This is a genomic window from Corynebacterium sp. ACRQP, assembly GCF_022345915.1.
Lineage (GTDB): Bacteria > Actinomycetota > Actinomycetes > Mycobacteriales > Mycobacteriaceae > Corynebacterium > Corynebacterium lehmanniae.
In genome coordinates this window covers 1-16,673 of record NZ_JAKRMZ010000036.1, presented here as the reverse complement: position 1 = coordinate 16,673, position 16,673 = coordinate 1, and the positions used below count along the sequence as shown (strand labels likewise).

Here is a 16,673-nt window from a genome sequence, read left to right as displayed (position 1 = left end):
CTACACCCCTGTGGTGCAACCACCCGAAAGCATCACCCGCCACCGCCAACCCCGCTACCGGAAACCCACTGAACCGCTACCCGAAAGTCACCACACCGCTACCAACTAGCCGGTCGCAACAGTCAATGCCGGAGGCGAGCTCTCCACTGCGTTCGCAAATGAGCCGCACCGCCGAGAGCTTCGGAAACTTCGGCGTCTCTCCGTATGGGTCTGGCTCATTTTTGGCCCAGACCAGCTCGAATAAGGGATACACGTCGTCTGGGGTTAGCGCGCTGCGCATCTTCGGCATCCCACTGACCTGCGGGGTCACCTCACCTCGAGCGTAATCCAACGTCAAATATTCTTCGCTGTGGACATCAAGAAGCTTGCCAGTGACGTTCGCGCCGAATGGCGTTGAGTTCCAGTGGAACACCCAAGTAAGTGCCTGCTCCAGCCCCCGAAAAGGATCTGAGGTGTCGATTCTGAATAAATTAATTTATATATTCACAAAAGGTCTTGCGGGAAACGGAGAGCTAAACCATCATAATTAATGAGACAGGGTTTCCTTTTTGATTCATGTCTCACTTGACCCCAACATCAGCGCCAAAGGTTTATTCTCTCCCGTCGCATATCTTCCAGATATTTTTGAAGGGTGTTGCCCGTGAAAGTAAAGAAATTTTTATCCGCCACGTTGGTGGCATTTATCGGGTTACTTGTTTCCCCCACTGCAGTGGCCGCTCAGCCAATTGACTGGACTATTAGCCAAGCAATCATTGGCCCGAAAGGCGAGGATCTTCCACTCCGCGTAGGGCAGGGAGATGAGCCCGGCAGTGTTGGTTTTGGGCTTTCTCACATCAAGGACAGTCACGGCGGTTTCGTTCCAGCCACTACAGAGATTGACACAGTTTTACATAACGCCCCCGACTGCAAAGGCGGCTTAAATGCAGGAAATGGCAATAAAGAATGCTCTTACCCAATCAATGGAAGAGTTATGACGGTTGTTGCCACAGAGCGAGTAGATCCCGTAAGCGGAGACGGCCGACCTGTCGGAATAATCACTGCTTTCTACCGCTAGGAGAATAGTCATCAATCAATTTATTTCTATCACGACTGATGAAATCAAGTTTTTGAAAAATATATCCACCCAAATGTTTCAAGACACCATACTTCCAGAGGAGACAATTTTAGCAGGAGTCGGCATCCAAGCGGGAAGAAACAGCGGCTCCCCCGAAAATCAGCTCTGGTACCACTTCGATCTCTTTAACCCTGGACTTCACGAAGGAAAAGTTGTTCGTCTTTGGGGAAGATTCCCTGATTTAAGTAAAAATGAAGAATCTATCGAGTGGGACGAAATGCTCCAGGGCTCTGGTTTTGTAGAGATGTTCCTTACCTCAACCCCTGAAAAGAATAGATTCAATTCTATGGAATATATCCAGAAAGGATGATGTCACCGAGAATCCACTCGAACTGCATAATGTTTGAATCGACTGTGATCCCGCGGGGTTCGCAGTTAACGCGTTCGGTAATGATGTGCAGAAGTTTACGACGTTGCATTTTCGAGCTCCTGTGGTTCGGAAGTTTCGTTTCCACGAACGTACAAACCGAAACATAAACCGCACAAGAGTTTGTCCACTATAGTGAGCATCTTGCTTATCGACGGACGAAGCGTGGACCCCGAAAGCAGCCCGCTACACTCGCAATATGGCAAGAAACAACGACATCATCGACACCATCAAGGACGCCTGGAACGGCCTTTCTTCCGACCAGAAGACCATTGCCGGCGTGCTCGCCACCATCGACACCGCCGGTAAGGCTTTCGCGCTGCGCGACCTGGCGCGCACCAACTCAAAGCGAGTGCGCGGCCCGAAGTGGCTGTGGACCCCGGTGATCGGCGCAGTCAACACCCTGGGCTGGGTCGCCTGGTTCGCGTTCGGAAAGAAGCGTTAGTTCCTGAACCCGTGCACCGGCGCGGGGATAAACCCGCCGCGGTGGATGAACTCGTCGTTACCCACCTTGTTCACCGGAATCACCGGTGCGTAGCCGAGCAGGCCGCCGAAGTTCACTTCGTCGCCGGGCTTGGTCCCGGGCACCGGGATCAGGCGCGAAGCGGTGGTCTTGTGGTTCATCACGCCGATCGCGGCTTCGTCGGCAATCATGCCTGCGATGAGCTCGGCGGAGGTGTCGCCGGGGATGGCGATCATGTCGAAGCCCACGGAGCAGATCGAGGTCATCGCCTCGAGCTTGTCCATGGAGATGGCACCGCTATGAACCGCGTCGATCATGCCCTTGTCCTCGGAGACCGGGATGAAGGAACCGGACAGGCCACCCACGCGGGAGCAGGCCATCATGCCGCCCTTCTTCACGGCGTCGTTGAGCAGCGCCAACGCAGCGGTAGTCCCGTGCGTGCCCACCTGCTCCAGGCCCATGCGCTCGAGCACGTGCGCCACTGAATCGCCCATCTCCGCCGTCGGCGCGAGCGACAGGTCCACGATGCCAAACGGCACCCCCAACCGCTCAGCCGCCATGTTGCCCACGAGCTGACCCGCGCGGGTGATCTTGAACGCGGCCTTCTTAATCTCCTCGGCGACCTCGTTCAGGCTCGCACCCTTCAGCGGGGCGATCGCGTTGTCCACCACACCCGGACCAGACACACCCACCGAGATCACCGTGTCCGGCTCCTCGATGCCGTGGAACGCGCCGGCCATGAACGGGTTGTCGCCCACGGCGTTGGCGAAGACGACCAGCTTGGCGCAGGCAATGGAGGAGCGGTCCGCGGTCGCCTCCGCGGCCTCCTTCACAATCTCGCCCATCTTGGCCACGGCGTTCATGTTGATGCCGGCGCGTGACGACGCCACGTTGACCGAGCTACACACGTTGTCGGTTTCGCTCAGCGCCTCCGGAATGGAGTAGATCAGGCGCTTATCGGCGGTGGTTCCACCCTTTTCCACTAGTGCCGAGTAGCCGCCGACGAAGTTGACGCCGAGCTCGCCGGCCGCACGGTCCAACGCGCGGGCAATCTCGACCGGGTTGCCGTCCGCGCCCGCCGCCACCAGCGCGACGGGGGTGACGGAGATGCGCTTGTTCACGATCGGGATGCCCAATTCGCGCTCGATGCCCTCGCACACCGGGACCAGGTCACGCGCACGCTCCACAACGCGGTCGTACACCGCCTGCGCGGTGGCCTCCATCGTGGGGCGGGTGCAGCCGATGAGCGAAATGCCCATGGTGACGGTGCGGATGTCCAGGCGGTAGTCCTCGATCATGCGGATGACGTCGAGGAACCGCGCGTCTGAAAACTCGAAATTCATAGCCGCCCCTTAGATGTCGTTGATGGCGCTGAACAGGGCCTCGGACTGGATGCGCACGACCATGCCGAGCGGCTTACCGGCGGCGTCGAACGCCTCCTGCAGCGCGCCCATGTCCACCTCGCCATCGGGCAGCGCGACTCGCATGATCATGGTGAAGTAGTCGTCCATGATGGTCTGGGAGACATCGAGGATGTTCAGCCCCTCGTCCGCGGCGGTCTTAGCAACTGCGGCGATGACGCCGGGGCGGTCCTTACCAGTGGTCGTAATAATTGCGTGCATGCGCAAAGTATAGACACGAATTCGTAGCTACGGTTGGACCCATGGAATCCCAACACGTTCTCGTTCTCGGCGCGGGTGGCAACGTCTCGCGCCACTCCGTCCCCAAGCTCGTCGCAGCTGGTCACAGCGTCAGCGCGCTCGTGCGCAACCCGGACCATGTGCAGCAGCTTGTCGACGACGGCGCGACCGCCATCGTCCGCGACCTGACCACCCTCGACGAGGAGGACTGGGCTCGCCTGCTCACCCCGTTCGACGTGGTCGTGTGGTCCGCGGGCGCCGGCGGCGGCTCCGCCGAGCGCACCTTTGCCGTGGACCGCGACGCGGCGATGGCGATGATCGACGCGCTCGAGGAGCTCGGCGAGTTCGCACCGTTTACCGTCATGGTCTCCTACGCGGGCGCCGCCGAGGCCACCACGGAGGACGACGGCGGGGCGTGGTACGCCTACGTCGAGGCGAAGAAGGCCGTCGACAAGCGGCTGCTCGCCTCTGACCTGCCGTATCAGATCCTCGGCCCCACCCGCCTCACGGATGATCCGTCGGAGGGCATCGCGCTTCTCGACGACCAAATGGACCCCTCGTCAGAAACCCCGCGCGAGCTCGTGGCGGATGTGATCGTGGAAGCGGTCGGCCGCGGCAAGCAGTTCGACCGCAACCCGCTCGACTTCGAGGGCGGCGAGGCGAAGGTCTCCGAGATTTAGTCGAACCGGCCCTCGGTGCAGAGCCGGGTGAAAGTGCGCAGCAGCCCGTTCGCCCGGCTTACGTCGTGGTTGGGCAGGTCGGCGACGATGCGGGCGTACTCCTCGGCGGGGAAGTAGCCGTAGTCGTGGAAGAAGTCCATGCGGGTACGCATGGCGTCGGCGTCCATCTCGGCGTGGAACTGGGTGGCCCAGACCCGGTCGGTGTAGCGCACTATCTGCACCATCCCGTCGGGCCCGGTGGCCACGACGGTGAGGGAATCGGGCACGCGCACCGGGTTCTCGGTGTGCCCCGTCAGCGCGGTAAACGTGCCGTTGGGCCCGGCGAGCTCGTCTTCCGCCACCACGTTCACGGTGGTCGGGCCGGACGGCTCAGGGTGGGTGCGTCCGACCTCGCCGCCGAGGTGGTCCACCAGCCAGGAGATGCCGAAGCAGACGAAGAAGACAGGCTTGCCGGAGTCGACGGCGGCGGACAGGATGGCGTCGATACGCTTGTGCCACGCGTCGCGCTCGGGGTTGGTCACGTTCAGCGAGCAGCCGCCGACGATGATGCCGCTGACCGGGTCGAGGGGGCCGAGCTCGGAGTCGGGGGAGTCGATGACGCGCAGTTCCATGTCCACTTCGCTCAAGCCCGTGGCGCGCAGGGCGTCGTGGTACTCGGCGTGGGCGACGTCCGGCCCAATTTCGCCGTTGCGAAGAGAGAGGAAAAGCAGCTTTGACATAGCGGCAATTCTATACCGCTTAGTCTATTTTTCGGAATTACCCGCGGACTGACTGCTCTACCACGTCGAGCATCTCCTCGAGGCGCTCCACTGGCTCGCCGGAGGCGAGCTTGGTGATGAAGCCCTCGAGCACTGTCTCCAGGTAGGTCTGGACCACGGCGACGGGGACGTCGTCACGCATCTGCTTGTTGGACTCCAAGCGCTCGCGGACCGCACGGTCAAGCACCTCCTGGTGCTCGCGCCAGCGCGCCTCGAACTCGGGGTCGGTGCGCAGCTTGCGCAGGATCTCGGCGCGGGTGGTGAACCAGTCGTTGGAACTGCGGTCCACGAGCATGCCGCGCATGACCTCCACCAAACCGCGCTCACTGACCACCTGTGCCTGCCGCTCGGCGTCCGCCTCCGCGATGGCAAGGAACAGTGTTTCCTTGTCGCCGAAGTGGTGGAAGATCGCGCCCCGGGTCTTGCCGGTGGCCTCTTCCAGGCGGGCCACGGTCGCCCCCTCGTAGCCGTAGTGTGCGAAACAGGCGCGTGCGGCGTCGATGATCTCGCCGCGGCGGCGCTGCAGCTCTTCGTCGCTGACAATCGGCATGAGGGGGCTCCTTCGGGCTCCAGGTAGGGGTCAGAAAAATGGGGAAGGGGCCCCGCGGCGTGCGGGGCCCCTCAAGTGACGGCCGAAAGCGGGTTAGCTCTTGACCATCTGACGCAGCACGTACTGCAGGATGCCGCCGTGGCGGAAGTACTCCGCCTCACCCGGCGTATCCACGCGCACCACTGCGTCGAACTCGACAGCGTCGGCGCCGTCCTTCTCAGCCTTCACATGGACTGTCGAAGGGATCTCACCGTTGTTGAACTCGGTGATGCCAGTCAGGGTGAAGGTCTCGGTGCCGTCCAAGCCGAGGGACTCGTGGGACTGGCCCTCCGGGAACTGCAGCGGCAGCACGCCCATGCCGATGAGGTTGGAGCGGTGGATGCGCTCGAAGGACTCGGCGATGACGGCCTTCACGCCCAGCAGGTTGGTGCCCTTCGCAGCCCAGTCGCGGGAGGAACCGGTGCCGTACTCCTTGCCAGCGATGACCACCAGCGGGATGTTCTTCTCCGCGTAGTTCATCGCGGCGTCGTAGATGTAGGCCTGCGGTGCGCCCTCCTGGGTGAAGTCGCGGGTGTAGCCGCCCTGCTCGTCCACCAGCTGGTTGCGCAGGCGGATGTTGGCGAAGGTGCCGCGGACCATGACCTCGTGGTTGCCTCGGCGGGAGCCGAAGGAGTTGTAGTCCTTGCGCTCGACACCGTTGGCGTCCAGGTAGTTCGCGGCCGGGGTGCCCGGCTTGATGGAGGAAGCCGGCGAGATGTGGTCGGTGGTCACCGAGTCGCCCAGCTTTGCCAGCACGCGTGCGCCCTCGATGTCCTGGACTGCCTCCGGCTCCTCCGGCATGCCGTCGAAGTACGGCGCCTTGCGGATGTAGGTGGAGTCCTCGTTCCAGTCGAAGGTCTTGCCGGTCGGGATGTCCAGACCCTGCCACTGCTCGTCGCCCTTGAACACGTCGGCGTAGTCGGCCTCGTACATCTCGCGGGAGATGGTGCCTGCGATGGTCTCTTCGATCTCTTCGGTGGACGGCCAGACGTCCTTGAGGAAGACGTCGTTGCCGTCGGTGTCCTGGCCCAGCGGCTGGGTCTCGAAGTCGAAGTCCATGGTGCCGGCGATGGCGTAGGCGATGACCAGCAGCGGGGACGCGAGGTAGTTCATCTTCACGTCCGGGGAGATGCGGCCCTCGAAGTTGCGGTTGCCGGACAGGACGGCGGTTGCGGTGAGGTCGAACTCGTTGACGGCGTCGGAAACCTCGGCCGGCAGCGGGCCGGAGTTGCCGATGCAGGATGCGCAGCCGAAGCCGGAGAGGTAGAAGCCGACGGCCTCCAGGTCCTTCCACAGGTCAGCGCGCTCGTAGTAGCCGTCCACGACCTGGGAGCCCGGAGCCATGATGGTCTTAACCCACGGCTTGGCCTTCAGGCCCTTCTCAGCGGCCTTGCGTGCCAGCAGGGCAGCGCCGACCATGACGGACGGGTTGGAGGTGTTGGTGCAGGAGGTCACAGCGGCGATGGCCACGAAGCCGTGGTCCAGGGTGTACTCGCCGCCCTTCGGGGACTCAACGATGACCGGCTTGGACGCGCGGCCCTCTGCACCCTCGGCGGCGGACTCGCCGTTGGCGGCCCAGGACTCGTTGTAGGAGACGGCGTCGACCTTCTCGGCGCGAACCGGCTCGGAGGTGCCCTCGCCTGCGGTGTTGTAGTCCGGCAGCTGCTTGCGGAAGGTGTCCTTGGACTCGGACAGCAGGATGCGGTCCTGCGGGCGCTTCGGGCCAGCGATGGACGGCACGACGGTGGACAGGTCCAGCTCGAGGTACTCGGAGTACTCGGCCTCCTCGGCGTCCTGCTCCAGCCACATGCCCTGTGCCTTGGCGTATGCCTCGACGCGGTCGATGTCCTCCTGGGAGCGGCCGGTCAGGTGCAGGTAGTTGATGGTCTCCTCGTCGATCGGGAAGATCGCGCAGGTGGAGCCGAACTCCGGGGACATGTTGCCGATGGTGGCGCGGTTCGCCAGCGGGATTTCCTTGACGCCGTTGCCGTAGAACTCGACGAACTTCTGCACCACACCGTGCTCGCGCAGCATCTCGGTGATGGTGAGCACGACGTCGGTTGCGGTCACGCCGGTCGGGATCTCGCCGGTGAGCTTGAAGCCCACAACACGCGGGATGAGCATGGAAACCGGCTGGCCCAGCATTGCGGCCTCAGCCTCGATGCCGCCGACGCCCCAGCCCAGGATGCCCAGGCCGTTTTCCATGGTGGTGTGGGAGTCGGTGCCGATGCAGGTGTCCGGGTAAGCCAGGCCCTCGTTGTCGAAGACAACGCGGGAGAGGTACTCGATGTTGACCTGGTGGACGATGCCGGTTCCCGGCGGGACGACGCGGAAGTTGGAGAAGCTCTCTGCACCCCAGCGCAGGAACTGGTAGCGCTCCTCGTTGCGCTGGTACTCGATCTCGACGTTCTTGTCGATGGCGTTCTCGGAGCCGAATGCCTCGATGATCACGGAGTGGTCGATGACCATCTCGGCCGGGTTCAGCGGGTTGACCTGGTCCGGGTTGCCGCCGAGGGTGCTCACGGCCTCACGCATGGTTGCAAGGTCGACCACGCAGGGCACGCCGGTGAAGTCCTGCATGAGGACGCGGGCCGGGGTGAACTGGATTTCCACGCTCGGCTCTGCCGAGGGATCCCAGTTCGCGATGGCCTTGATGTGGTCCTCGGTGACGTTCTTGCCGTCCTCGGTGCGCAGGAGGTTCTCGCCCAGCACCTTGAGGGAGTAGGGGAGTTTCTCCATGCCTTCGACGGCGTCGAGTGCGAAGTAGTCGTAGGACTTTCCGCCGACCTCGAGCGTCTTCTTGGCACCGAACGAGTTCTTGCTTTCTGCCACGGTGAGCTCCAATTCTCGTCGTATCAAATCAGGGGTTAGCGACCCTATGGTCAAGCCACCAGTTTATGCGACCTTCCATAGTTCCGCGCCCATATTAACAGTACGCTCGTTATGTTTTCGCATTGCGCTTATCGACGCACCTCCGGTAACCACCGTTACACTGCAAAGCCGACCGTATTGATCGCCCGGAAACCCGAGGAGCAAGGCCGATGCAGACCGAAGCCACGCTGGAAGAGCTCGTCTCTCAGCTCTCCTCGTCCTCAGTGGCGTTCGGCACCGACAACCCGGTCAACGCGGCGCTAGGTCCGGCACTGGAAGACGCTCTCGCCGAGGCCAACCTCGACCCGGCGGGCATGATCGTGCTCGAGCAGACCCCGCCGGTGATCGCGGACCTTCGCGACTTGGCGCAGGACGCCGCCGCCGAAACCGGTCTCGACACAGTGCTGGTGCGCACCCCGCAGGTCGCTGTCGGGGTGAGCGACTCCTTGAACCGCGCACAGGTGGAGTGCGGGGAGCGGGCGATGGCCGCCGAACCGGACTACGTCGCCGGCGTCCACGCCTTTGCCGACGCTGCCAATTTGTTCTCGGTGAACTGGCCGCTGGTGGTCGCGGCCGTGCTCGTCGTCCTTGCCGCGGTAGCTGCGGCGGCTGCGTTCTCCGCCCGCCGCAGGTAATCGTCGACAAGCTCGCTGCCTTGACGCGCCCGCTCGCAAAAGCTGACGTGCCCCCGGAAACCCGCAGGTCAGATTCCACGTTTTCATCAGTTTGGTCAACTTTTGCGAGCGTGAGCCCGGCAATGTGACGAACGTCACGTAACGCTCTCGCGCCCAGGTTTGTGCTGGTGAGACGGGTGTGAATCATGTGAATAGCCTTGACTCGCGAGATTGTTTGTAACAAAAGGGATACAAGTTTGTTGCCTTGACGTATGGTTCCCGTATCGGCTCGCGGGTCGATGGCTGTCACACGCAACGCAATGGCACCGTTAGGGCGCTCTAGTCAAGCGCCCGCGAAGGTTCGGGCATGTGGGGAAGCACGCCGAGTACCAGGTTCCAGGGCAGAGCTGTGCCAGCTGCGATTCGCGCTGCCGCGTCAGTAGTCAACATCTAGACCGCTCGTGGGACCGCTAGTCACGGTTTTCGCCTGCGCTTTGAAGCCTCGGGTTTTCTTGATCGCCCGAGTGCGGCTGAAGTGTGCGCGACGGGCGGTGTGAGGAGCACCTTCGTGGCTAATCCACAAAGGGGCACCCGGTTTGGCCGTGCGCGAAATGTGCTCGGCGCCGCCGCGTGTGCCGCAACCATCTCGATGGCGGCGGGCCTAGTCAGCCCGGCCGCCAACGGCCAGAGTTCCACCTCCGCAATGGGCGAGCTCGTGACCGCAGTGTCCCGCGCGCAGGCCAACGTCGACGCGCTCAACCTCGATCTCGGCGGCCTTCAGGAGTCTGTTAACCAGTCCCTGGTGGATCTGCACGATGCGCAGGTCAAGGCCGAGCAGGCCCGCCGTGGCAAGGACGAGGCGAAGCGCCGTCTCGACGAAGCCCAGGAGCGGGTCGACGTCCTACGCGCCGAACTCGACGAGCTGAGCCGTTCGCAGTACCGCGGCGCGAGCCCGAGCGACGCGCTCGTCGCCGTCAGCGGCAAGGACACCCAGCGCGACGTGCTCGACCGCTCGTTCTTCCTGCGCCAGCGCTCGGAGGAGAAGCGCGCCAAGCTCGCCGAGGCGGAGCAGGCGCGTGCCGAGGCGGCGAATGAGGAGGCCACGCTGCGCGAGGCGAGCGAGCTCGCCGACGCTTCCGAGGCCGAGGCGAAGCAGGCCGAGGCAAACGCGCGCGAGCTTCTCGACGCAAACCGCGCCGCGCTCGAAGCCTCCGTCGCTGAGCGCGACGCCGCCCAGTCCCAGCTCGATAGCGCGCAGAAGGACCTGGAGCAGCAGCGCCCGGCCAAGTCCGAGCAAGCCCAGCCCGACCAGGCCCAGCCTGACACTCAGACCAACGCGCCCCAGGTGCAGCCGGAAACCGCAGACAGCGCGTCTGCCGAGGCCGCCCCGGACAACGCCATCGCCGCCGACCCGTACGCCGCCACCCTTACTGTGTCCAAGGGCGACACCACCTACGAGGTGCCGGAAGAGGTCGTGGATCTGGTACGCCAGCGCGTATCCAACGACGCACCAGAGGCGCCCGAGCCCAGCCGCGAGACCGTGATCGATGCGGTGCGCACGGTGGCGCAGACGTCCTCCGACAGCGACATCGCCGCGCTGTCGTCCCAGAGCGGCCTGCCAGCGCTGGACAGCGACACGATCGCCAAGGTCGGCGCCGTCGCGGCCGGCATCGCGATGGTCGGCGGCGTGGCGGCCAACCACGGCTCCTTCGACAGCTCCAACACGGATGCCGTCGAGCTGGTCACCGCCTTCGCGGATGGGCTGAACGGCGCGCTGGGCACGGTCGAGCAAACGTCCGACACCACGGAAGCTGCAGACTCGACAAGCACCCTTTCCGCGGTGCTGCCCGAGGTTGAGACGGCTGCTGATGTCTCCGCCAAGACACAGAAGTCTGTCGCCGCGGTGTCGAACTCCTCCCAGGTGGAGACCGTGATCGCGCGTGCACAGTCCGCTATCGGCACCCCGTACGTGTGGGGCGGCGGCGACGCCAACGGCCCGACCACGGGAGTAAACGGCGGTTCCGTCTCCGGCTTCGACTGCTCGGGGCTGGTGCTGTACGCCTTCGCGGCCGCTGGCGTGGCGCTGCCGCACTACACCGGGTATCAGTACCAGCGCGGCACCCAGATCCCGGCCAGCGAGGCCCAGCGCGGCGACCTGCTGTTCTGGGGGCCGGGCGGCAATCAGCACGTGGCCATCTACCTCGGCGACGGCACCATGATCGAGGCTCCGCAGTCCGGCCAGAACGTCACCATTGCTCCGGTGCGTTGGTCCGGCATGGCTCCGAACGCGGTGCGCCTGCTCTAGCGGGATAAACTCGAGGGCATGGCTCTCAACGACTACGACGCACTCCTCGTCCTTTCCTTCGGCGGCCCCGAAGGGGAGGACGAGGTTATTCCTTTTCTTGAGAACGTCACGCGCGGGCGCGGCATCCCGCGCGAGCGGCTGGCACAGGTCGGCGAGCACTACTTCCACTTCGGCGGCGTCAGCCCCATTAACCGGCAAAACCGCGAGCTCATCGCCAACATCGAGGCTGAGCTTGCGCGCCGCGGCATCGAACTTCCCGTCTACTTTGGCAACCGCAACTGGCGCCCCTTCGCCGAGGACGCTGCGAAGCAGTTGCTTGACGACGGCCACAGGAACGTCCTCGTCTTCGCCACCAGCGCCTGGGGCGGATACTCCGCCTGCCGCCAGTACGACGAGGACATCCAGCAAATCCGTGAGGTCACGCCGGAGATCACCTACACCAAGCTCTGGCAGTTCTACGGGCACCCGACATTCGTTGAGCTCGTGGCAGAGGGTTTGCGCGCGGCTGTGGAGAGGGCGACCGGCGACACCCGCGTGCTGTTCACCGCGCACAGCGTGCCCACCGCAGCGGACGAGAACTCCGGCGGCCCGGAAGACCGGCACCTGTACTCGAGGCAGGTTGCGGAGGCGGCGGAGCTCGTCGCAAAGCAGGCCGGCGTAGATAGCTACGAGGTGGTGTGGCAGTCGCGCTCCGGAAACCCGGCGACGCCGTGGCTGGAGCCGGACGTGGTGGACCGCGCCCAGGAGCTTCAGCGCGAGGGGATGGAGCACCTCATCTGCGTGCCGATCGGGTTTATCACCGACCACATGGAGGTGGTCTGGGACCTCGACACCGAGTTGAAGCAGGCCTGCGAGGAGATGGGGGTTTCCCTGACACGCACCCCGACCGTCGGCCTCGAGCCCGCGTTCGCCGGCATGGTGGTCGATATCGCCGAGGCCGTTGGCTCGGAAGTCAAGCCTAAAACCTTGTCTTCAGTCACGGTGCAGGGCTGCACAGTCAACGGAGCGCCGTGCAAGGAGGGCTGCTGCGCCCCGGTGAAGCGGCCGGGCCGCTAGCGCGCCCACTCGCGCTGGTAGTCCACCACCGCATCCGCCACACCAGCCATGCGGGCGGAACGCACGTGGCGCCAGAGCGCGAACAGCTGCGGGTCGAAGGAGTGGTCGTCTAGGCGGTCGGTGACCGTCTCAATCGTGGCAGCCACCCTGTCTGCGCGCGCAAAGAGTTTCGCCGCGCGCGGGGTCACACCGGCGGGAAGCCCCGGGGTGTCGTAGAAGTCCGCGAGCGTGCCCACCGCCAGCCGCGGGTTGGGCAGATCCTTTCGGGTGCCGCCGGCTGCCTCGATCAGCACGGCCGCCTGGTCTGTGGCGCGGGAGAGCAGCTGGTCCGCCTCGCCGGGAGACAGCCACTCCGGCTCCGGCAGCGGCTCCGGGTCTTCGAACCATCGCCAGTTCACCCCGCCGCCCGAGTACTCCGGCACCAGGATGTGGTGCATCCCCGCCCCGCGCACCACGAGCGCCCCGGCCTGGGTCAGCGCCTCCATCGCGGGGGAACCCGCCCGCAAACGTGGGGCTTGGCCAGGGCCCCAGAGGACGAGTCTGATTGCGGGGCCGGGGGTGGAGAGGTCGGCGGCGGAGCGGACGTCGGAAAGCAATTGCGCCATGGGCAGGCTGCCGTACGAATGCGCACCTCCGAGATCCGCGAGCGCGTCGACGGTGTCGTCGGCGGATTCGACGTTGTAGAGCCAGGCCGCCAGCCAAACGGCGGTGTTTTGCAGGGGTGAATAAACTTCGGCGCGCGTGTGCATCCGGGTCAGTGTAACGGGGCCGATACAATGCGGACGCATTATGCGAGATAGCCGGTACAGCGGAGACATTTTCAGCGGACACGCGCGGAGCAAGCGCCCGAGCTACCCGGAGATGCCGGCGGAACCCGGCATCATCGTGGAGATCGTGGGCAACGATTTTGTCGGCGCGGTGGTGGGCTTCGAGCGGACCTACGACGGCGACTTCGTGCGCCTGGAGGACCGCTACGGCACCCAGCGCCTGTTTAAGATGCTGCCCGGCGCGTTCATGGTGGAGGGCCAGCGCGTGACGCTGACCCGCTACGTGGCGCCGCGCGTCGACGGGCCGAAGCGGTCGAACTCCGGCTCCCGGAAGGTGGAAAACGTCAAGGCTAAAGTGGCCATGCCGTCGCGCATTTGGGTGGAAGGCATCCACGACGCCGCGATTGTGGAGCAGGTGTGGGGCCACGACCTGCGCGTCGAGGGCGTGGTGGTTGAGTATCTGGAAGGCCTGGACAACCTGCAGGAGCGCCTGGATGAGTTCCAGCCCGGACCGGGCAGGCGCATCGGCGTGCTGGCGGACCACCTGATCGAGGGCACGAAGGAGTCCCGGTTGGTGGAGCACGTCGGCCCACACGTGCTGGTCACCGGCCACCCATACGTTGACATCTGGGCTGCGGTGAAGCCGTCTAGCGTGGGTATTCCCGCGTGGCCGGAGGTGCCTTACGGTGAGGATTGGAAGACCGGGGTGTGCCGCCGCCTGGGGTGGTCGAACCCGAAGGAAGGGTGGCGGCGCGTGTCATCGTCCGTGAGCACCTTCAGGGACCTGGATTCCACGCTCATCGGCGCAGTCGAGCGGTTGGTGGACTTCGTCACCAACCCGGAATTATCCAAAAACGATCTCTAGAACACATGTAAGGTACATCACGTGGGACCTTTGCTTTGGTTTTTAGCTGCGGCGCTGCTGGCGCTTTTGGAATTGGCTGTGGGCGAGCTGACGCTGCTCATGCTCGGCGCAGGTGCGCTCACCACGGCGCTTGTCGCCTTGGCTGGTGTGCCCATGTGGGCGGAAGTCGCCGTGTTCGCCGTCTCGTCCGCGCTGTTCTGGTTCTTCCTGCGTCCGCCGCTGCGCCGGCGCATGGAAAAGCCGCTGGTGTTGGACGATTCGCCGCGGGCGCTGGTCGGCAGCACGGCGGAGGTCGTCGAGGACATTGTGGGCGGCGAGGGCCAGGTGCGTTTCGACGGCTCCCTGTGGTCCGCCCGCGGCCTCGACCCGGCGGAAACCATCCCGGCGGGATCCCGCGTGACCGTTTACGATATTGACGGCCCCGTCGCTGTCGTGTGGAAGGAGCCCTAAATGGGAGGGTTTATCACATTCATCGTCATCATCGCGCTGGTGGTGGCAGTTCTCACCGCGTCAATCAAGCTGATCCCACAAGGCGAAGCGGCGGTTATTGAGCGCCTTGGCCGCTACACCCGCACCGCGTCCGGCGGGCTGACGTTCCTCGTGCCCTACATCGACCGCGTGCGCGAGCGCGTGGACACCCGTGAGCGCGTGGTGTCCTTCCCGCCGCAGGCCGTGATCACCCAGGACAACCTGACCGTGGCGATCGACACGGTGGTCACGTTCCAGATCAACGACCCGGCCAAGGCCATCTACGGCGTGGACAACTACCTCGTGGGCGTGGAGCAGATTTCCGTGGCAACGCTGCGCGACGTCGTCGGCGGCATGACGCTCGAGGAGACGCTGACCTCGCGCGAGACCATCAACCGCCGCCTGCGCGGCGAGCTGGACGCGGCCACCGCCAAGTGGGGCCTTCGCATCAGCCGAGTGGAGCTGAAGGCGATTGATCCGCCGCCGTCCATCCAGCAGTCCATGGAGATGCAGATGAAGGCGGACCGCGAAAAGCGCGCCATGATTCTCACTGCTGAAGGTAAGCGCGAGTCCGACATCAAGACCGCAGAGGGTGAGAAGCAGGCGCGCATCCTCTCCGCGGAGGGCGAGAAGCACGCGGCCATCCTCGCGGCTGAGGCGGAGCGTCAGGCGATGATGCTGCGCGCCGAGGGTGAGCGCGCCGCCAAGTACCTGGCCGCGCAGGGTGAGGCCCGCGCGATCCAGAAGGTCAACGCCGCCATCAAGTCTTCCGGCGTGACCCCGGAGTTGCTGGCGTACCAGTACCTGGAGCAGCTGCCGAAGATCGCGAACAACGACGCGGCGACGATGTGGATGATCCCGTCCCAGTTCGGCGACTCCCTGCAGCAGTTCGCCCGCGCCTTCGCCAACAAGGACGACGACGGCGTGTTCCGCTACGAGTCCGAGTCCCCGAACGACCGCGACCGGGAGATGGCCCAGGCGGACAACACCGACCGCTGGTTCGACACTTCCACCGACCCGGAGCTGGCAAAGGCTCTCGCCGAGGCGCGCGCGGTGGCCAACAAGCACGTCGACGACCCGGATCCGACCCAGGATGCGGCACAGGGGTCAGCGCAGGATTCGATCAAGCCGGAACCCAGCGGCGCCACCCGCCGCGAGATCACCGCGGGCGAGCCGGAGCGCACCGGCTTCGAGCAGGATTTCGGCCGCGACACTGACGTGTCCGAGCCGGTCTCGCGCCCCGTTACTCGCCCTGACCAGCAGCCCGAGTAATCAAATTCAGCGCTAGCTGCCACCCGGCCTGCTCCGCGGGCCACCCGGCCGCCTGCAACCGCTGGCTCATCGCCTGTTTGGAGATGCCCAGGGTTGCGGCGGCCTCATTTTGGTTCATGCCGCGCCGCACCAGCGATGTCGCCTCGCGCCCCTCGTAGGTGCGCTTGTGCAGCACGTGCGCCATCAGCGCGAAGGTCGCCGCGATGTCCGCGGCCTCAGTCGTCGCTTGTTGCCTATCGACGATCACCCGCACCTGGCCCGCCCTCGTTCCGACAGCTTTCGTCGCGGTGGCAGAAGCGTCGCGCGTGGAGCCCTCGCCGTCGCTGATGCCGAGCCCGATGGCCCAGTTGCCGTCCGAAAGCAGCGCCATGATCAGGTTCAGCGCAGCTTCGGCGTCCTCGACCTTCGAGCGGATGTCTTCCACCCCGAGCACCTCGAAGCCTGCAACACCGGGCAGGCCACTGAGCGCCTCAGCGGAGCGCTCAACCACGGCGGCGCGGGCCTTCTCGCGGCCCCGGTACCTCGCATGCACGGCAATCATAGGCCGTAGCGTACTCCGGTCTACCCTTGGGGCTTGACTCCGACACGTAGACGGTGGGGCCAGGCCCTACAGCCGGATCGTCTAGCGGTTTGCTTCAGTTTGCTAGACGATTCGGAGTTGAGCTCGACATTTTCCCAGGTGATATTGAATGCGAGTGTCGATAGCGGGCTGTTCGTCTAGCGGTGTCATGTCTTGACACTTTTTGGACATGGAGTCTGGTGAGTTTTTGGACGCGGAGTCTGGTCACTTATTGGACATCATGTCTGATGACTTGTTGGACACTGCGGTGGAATAGCCGGATGG

17 protein-coding genes are annotated in these 16,673 nt (G+C 64.4%); 10 read left to right on the top strand and 7 right to left on the bottom strand.

What is annotated here, in order from left to right:
* Positions 1 to 640: 640 nt before the first annotated feature.
* The 3 genes from MHY23_RS11560 to MHY23_RS11550 all read left to right on the top strand — a co-directional run bounded on the left by MHY23_RS11560 (position 641) and on the right by MHY23_RS11550 (position 1,926).
* Positions 641 to 1,054: a hypothetical protein gene (locus tag MHY23_RS11560; protein ID WP_194559291.1), complete on the top strand. Its 414-nt coding sequence runs from the start codon at positions 641 to 643 to the stop codon at positions 1,052 to 1,054.
* 73 nt (positions 1,055 to 1,127) lie between these two features.
* Positions 1,128 to 1,424 (top strand): hypothetical protein, encoded by a 297-nt coding sequence (locus MHY23_RS11555; protein WP_148363845.1) that lies wholly within the window; start codon positions 1,128 to 1,130, stop codon positions 1,422 to 1,424.
* Between the two features lie 256 nt (positions 1,425 to 1,680).
* Positions 1,681 to 1,926 (top strand): PLDc N-terminal domain-containing protein, encoded by a 246-nt coding sequence (locus MHY23_RS11550; protein ID WP_181888454.1) that lies wholly within the window; start codon positions 1,681 to 1,683, stop codon positions 1,924 to 1,926.
* On the opposite strand, the gene MHY23_RS11545 is transcribed toward MHY23_RS11550, so the two are convergent.
* Both MHY23_RS11545 and MHY23_RS11540 read right to left on the bottom strand, forming a co-directional pair.
* Complete coding sequence (locus MHY23_RS11545) at positions 1,923 to 3,287, bottom strand: PFL family protein (protein ID WP_239307671.1); 1,365 nt, start codon at positions 3,285 to 3,287, stop codon at positions 1,923 to 1,925. The two genes, MHY23_RS11550 and MHY23_RS11545, sit on opposite strands and share 4 nt — an antisense overlap.
* A gap of 9 nt (positions 3,288 to 3,296) precedes the next feature.
* On the bottom strand, positions 3,297 to 3,566 hold the full coding sequence (locus tag MHY23_RS11540; protein WP_181888452.1) for an ACT domain-containing protein: 270 nt from the start codon (positions 3,564 to 3,566) through the stop codon (positions 3,297 to 3,299).
* Positions 3,567 to 3,607: 41 nt separating this feature from the next.
* Between MHY23_RS11540 and MHY23_RS11535 the strand changes: the two genes are divergently transcribed.
* Positions 3,608 to 4,264 carry an NAD(P)H-binding protein gene (locus MHY23_RS11535; RefSeq protein WP_239307670.1) on the top strand — a complete coding sequence of 219 codons (657 nt, stop codon included), beginning with the start codon at positions 3,608 to 3,610 and terminating at the stop codon, positions 4,262 to 4,264.
* Here MHY23_RS11535 and MHY23_RS11530 read toward each other — a convergent pair.
* The 3 genes from MHY23_RS11530 to acnA all read right to left on the bottom strand — a co-directional run bounded on the left by MHY23_RS11530 (position 4,261) and on the right by acnA (position 8,443).
* Positions 4,261 to 4,983, bottom strand: a complete 723-nt coding sequence (locus tag MHY23_RS11530; protein WP_239307669.1) for a gamma-glutamyl-gamma-aminobutyrate hydrolase family protein — start codon at positions 4,981 to 4,983, stop codon at positions 4,261 to 4,263. The two genes, MHY23_RS11535 and MHY23_RS11530, sit on opposite strands and share 4 nt — an antisense overlap.
* Before the next feature lie 37 nt (positions 4,984 to 5,020).
* The gene (locus tag MHY23_RS11525; RefSeq protein ID WP_181888449.1) at positions 5,021 to 5,572 is read right to left on the bottom strand and encodes a TetR/AcrR family transcriptional regulator; all 552 of its coding nucleotides are present in this window, start codon (positions 5,570 to 5,572) and stop codon (positions 5,021 to 5,023) included.
* A 93-nt stretch (positions 5,573 to 5,665) separates the two neighbouring features.
* Complete coding sequence (gene acnA / locus MHY23_RS11520) at positions 5,666 to 8,443, bottom strand: aconitate hydratase AcnA (RefSeq protein ID WP_239307668.1); 2,778 nt, start codon at positions 8,441 to 8,443, stop codon at positions 5,666 to 5,668.
* 209 nt (positions 8,444 to 8,652) lie between these two features.
* On the opposite strand from acnA, the gene MHY23_RS11515 reads away from it, so the two are divergent.
* The 3 genes from MHY23_RS11515 (at position 8,653) to MHY23_RS11505 (ending at position 12,457) form a co-directional block, all read left to right on the top strand.
* Positions 8,653 to 9,117 carry a DUF6676 family protein gene (locus MHY23_RS11515; protein ID WP_239307667.1) on the top strand — a complete coding sequence of 155 codons (465 nt, stop codon included), beginning with the start codon at positions 8,653 to 8,655 and terminating at the stop codon, positions 9,115 to 9,117.
* Positions 9,118 to 9,664: 547 nt separating this feature from the next.
* Positions 9,665 to 11,401, top strand: coding sequence for a DIP1281 family NlpC/P60 protein (locus tag MHY23_RS11510; protein WP_239307666.1), 1,737 nt, complete (start codon positions 9,665 to 9,667; stop codon positions 11,399 to 11,401).
* An 18-nt stretch (positions 11,402 to 11,419) separates the two neighbouring features.
* Entirely contained in the window at positions 11,420 to 12,457 is a 1,038-nt protein-coding gene (locus tag MHY23_RS11505) for a ferrochelatase (protein ID WP_239307665.1), read from the top strand.
* Here the strand turns inward: MHY23_RS11505 and MHY23_RS11500 are convergent.
* The gene (locus MHY23_RS11500) at positions 12,454 to 13,206 is read right to left on the bottom strand and encodes a hypothetical protein (protein WP_239307664.1); all 753 of its coding nucleotides are present in this window, start codon (positions 13,204 to 13,206) and stop codon (positions 12,454 to 12,456) included. The two genes, MHY23_RS11505 and MHY23_RS11500, sit on opposite strands and share 4 nt — an antisense overlap.
* A gap of 40 nt (positions 13,207 to 13,246) precedes the next feature.
* Here MHY23_RS11500 and MHY23_RS11495 point away from each other — a divergent pair, with 40 nt between their 5' ends.
* From MHY23_RS11495 to MHY23_RS11485, 3 genes are read left to right on the top strand one after another with little or no spacing between them, the layout of a single operon-like run.
* Positions 13,247 to 14,089 (top strand): DUF3097 domain-containing protein, encoded by an 843-nt coding sequence (locus MHY23_RS11495; protein ID WP_239307663.1) that lies wholly within the window; start codon positions 13,247 to 13,249, stop codon positions 14,087 to 14,089.
* Positions 14,090 to 14,110: 21 nt separating this feature from the next.
* Positions 14,111 to 14,539, top strand: a complete 429-nt coding sequence (locus MHY23_RS11490) for an NfeD family protein (protein ID WP_239307662.1) — start codon at positions 14,111 to 14,113, stop codon at positions 14,537 to 14,539.
* Positions 14,540 to 15,829 carry an SPFH domain-containing protein gene (locus tag MHY23_RS11485; protein ID WP_239307661.1) on the top strand — a complete coding sequence of 430 codons (1,290 nt, stop codon included), beginning with the start codon at positions 14,540 to 14,542 and terminating at the stop codon, positions 15,827 to 15,829.
* Here MHY23_RS11485 and MHY23_RS11480 read toward each other — a convergent pair.
* Positions 15,801 to 16,370 carry a MarR family transcriptional regulator gene (locus tag MHY23_RS11480; RefSeq protein WP_181888440.1) on the bottom strand — a complete coding sequence of 190 codons (570 nt, stop codon included), beginning with the start codon at positions 16,368 to 16,370 and terminating at the stop codon, positions 15,801 to 15,803. The genes MHY23_RS11485 and MHY23_RS11480 overlap by 29 nt on opposite strands.
* Positions 16,371 to 16,673 lie beyond the last annotated feature (303 nt).

Bases quoted from the DNA above. Each gene is read 5' to 3' on its own strand.
- MHY23_RS11555 (WP_148363845.1), top strand. From the start codon at position 1,128: ATGTTTCAAGACACCATACTTCCAGAGGAGACAATTTTAGCAGGAGTC.
- MHY23_RS11550 (WP_181888454.1), top strand. From the start codon at position 1,681: ATGGCAAGAAACAACGACATCATCGACACCATCAAGGACGCCTGGAAC.
- MHY23_RS11545 (WP_239307671.1), bottom strand. From the start codon at position 3,287: ATGAATTTCGAGTTTTCAGACGCGCGGTTCCTCGACGTCATCCGCATG.
- MHY23_RS11540 (WP_181888452.1), bottom strand. From the start codon at position 3,566: ATGCACGCAATTATTACGACCACTGGTAAGGACCGCCCCGGCGTCATC.
- MHY23_RS11535 (WP_239307670.1), top strand. From the start codon at position 3,608: ATGGAATCCCAACACGTTCTCGTTCTCGGCGCGGGTGGCAACGTCTCG.
- MHY23_RS11530 (WP_239307669.1), bottom strand. From the start codon at position 4,983: ATGTCAAAGCTGCTTTTCCTCTCTCTTCGCAACGGCGAAATTGGGCCG.
- MHY23_RS11525 (WP_181888449.1), bottom strand. From the start codon at position 5,572: ATGCCGATTGTCAGCGACGAAGAGCTGCAGCGCCGCCGCGGCGAGATC.
- MHY23_RS11515 (WP_239307667.1), top strand. From the start codon at position 8,653: ATGCAGACCGAAGCCACGCTGGAAGAGCTCGTCTCTCAGCTCTCCTCG.
- MHY23_RS11505 (WP_239307665.1), top strand. From the start codon at position 11,420: ATGGCTCTCAACGACTACGACGCACTCCTCGTCCTTTCCTTCGGCGGC.
- MHY23_RS11500 (WP_239307664.1), bottom strand. From the start codon at position 13,206: ATGCACACGCGCGCCGAAGTTTATTCACCCCTGCAAAACACCGCCGTT.
- MHY23_RS11495 (WP_239307663.1), top strand. From the start codon at position 13,247: ATGCGAGATAGCCGGTACAGCGGAGACATTTTCAGCGGACACGCGCGG.
- MHY23_RS11485 (WP_239307661.1), top strand. From the start codon at position 14,540: ATGGGAGGGTTTATCACATTCATCGTCATCATCGCGCTGGTGGTGGCA.
- MHY23_RS11480 (WP_181888440.1), bottom strand. From the start codon at position 16,370: ATGATTGCCGTGCATGCGAGGTACCGGGGCCGCGAGAAGGCCCGCGCC.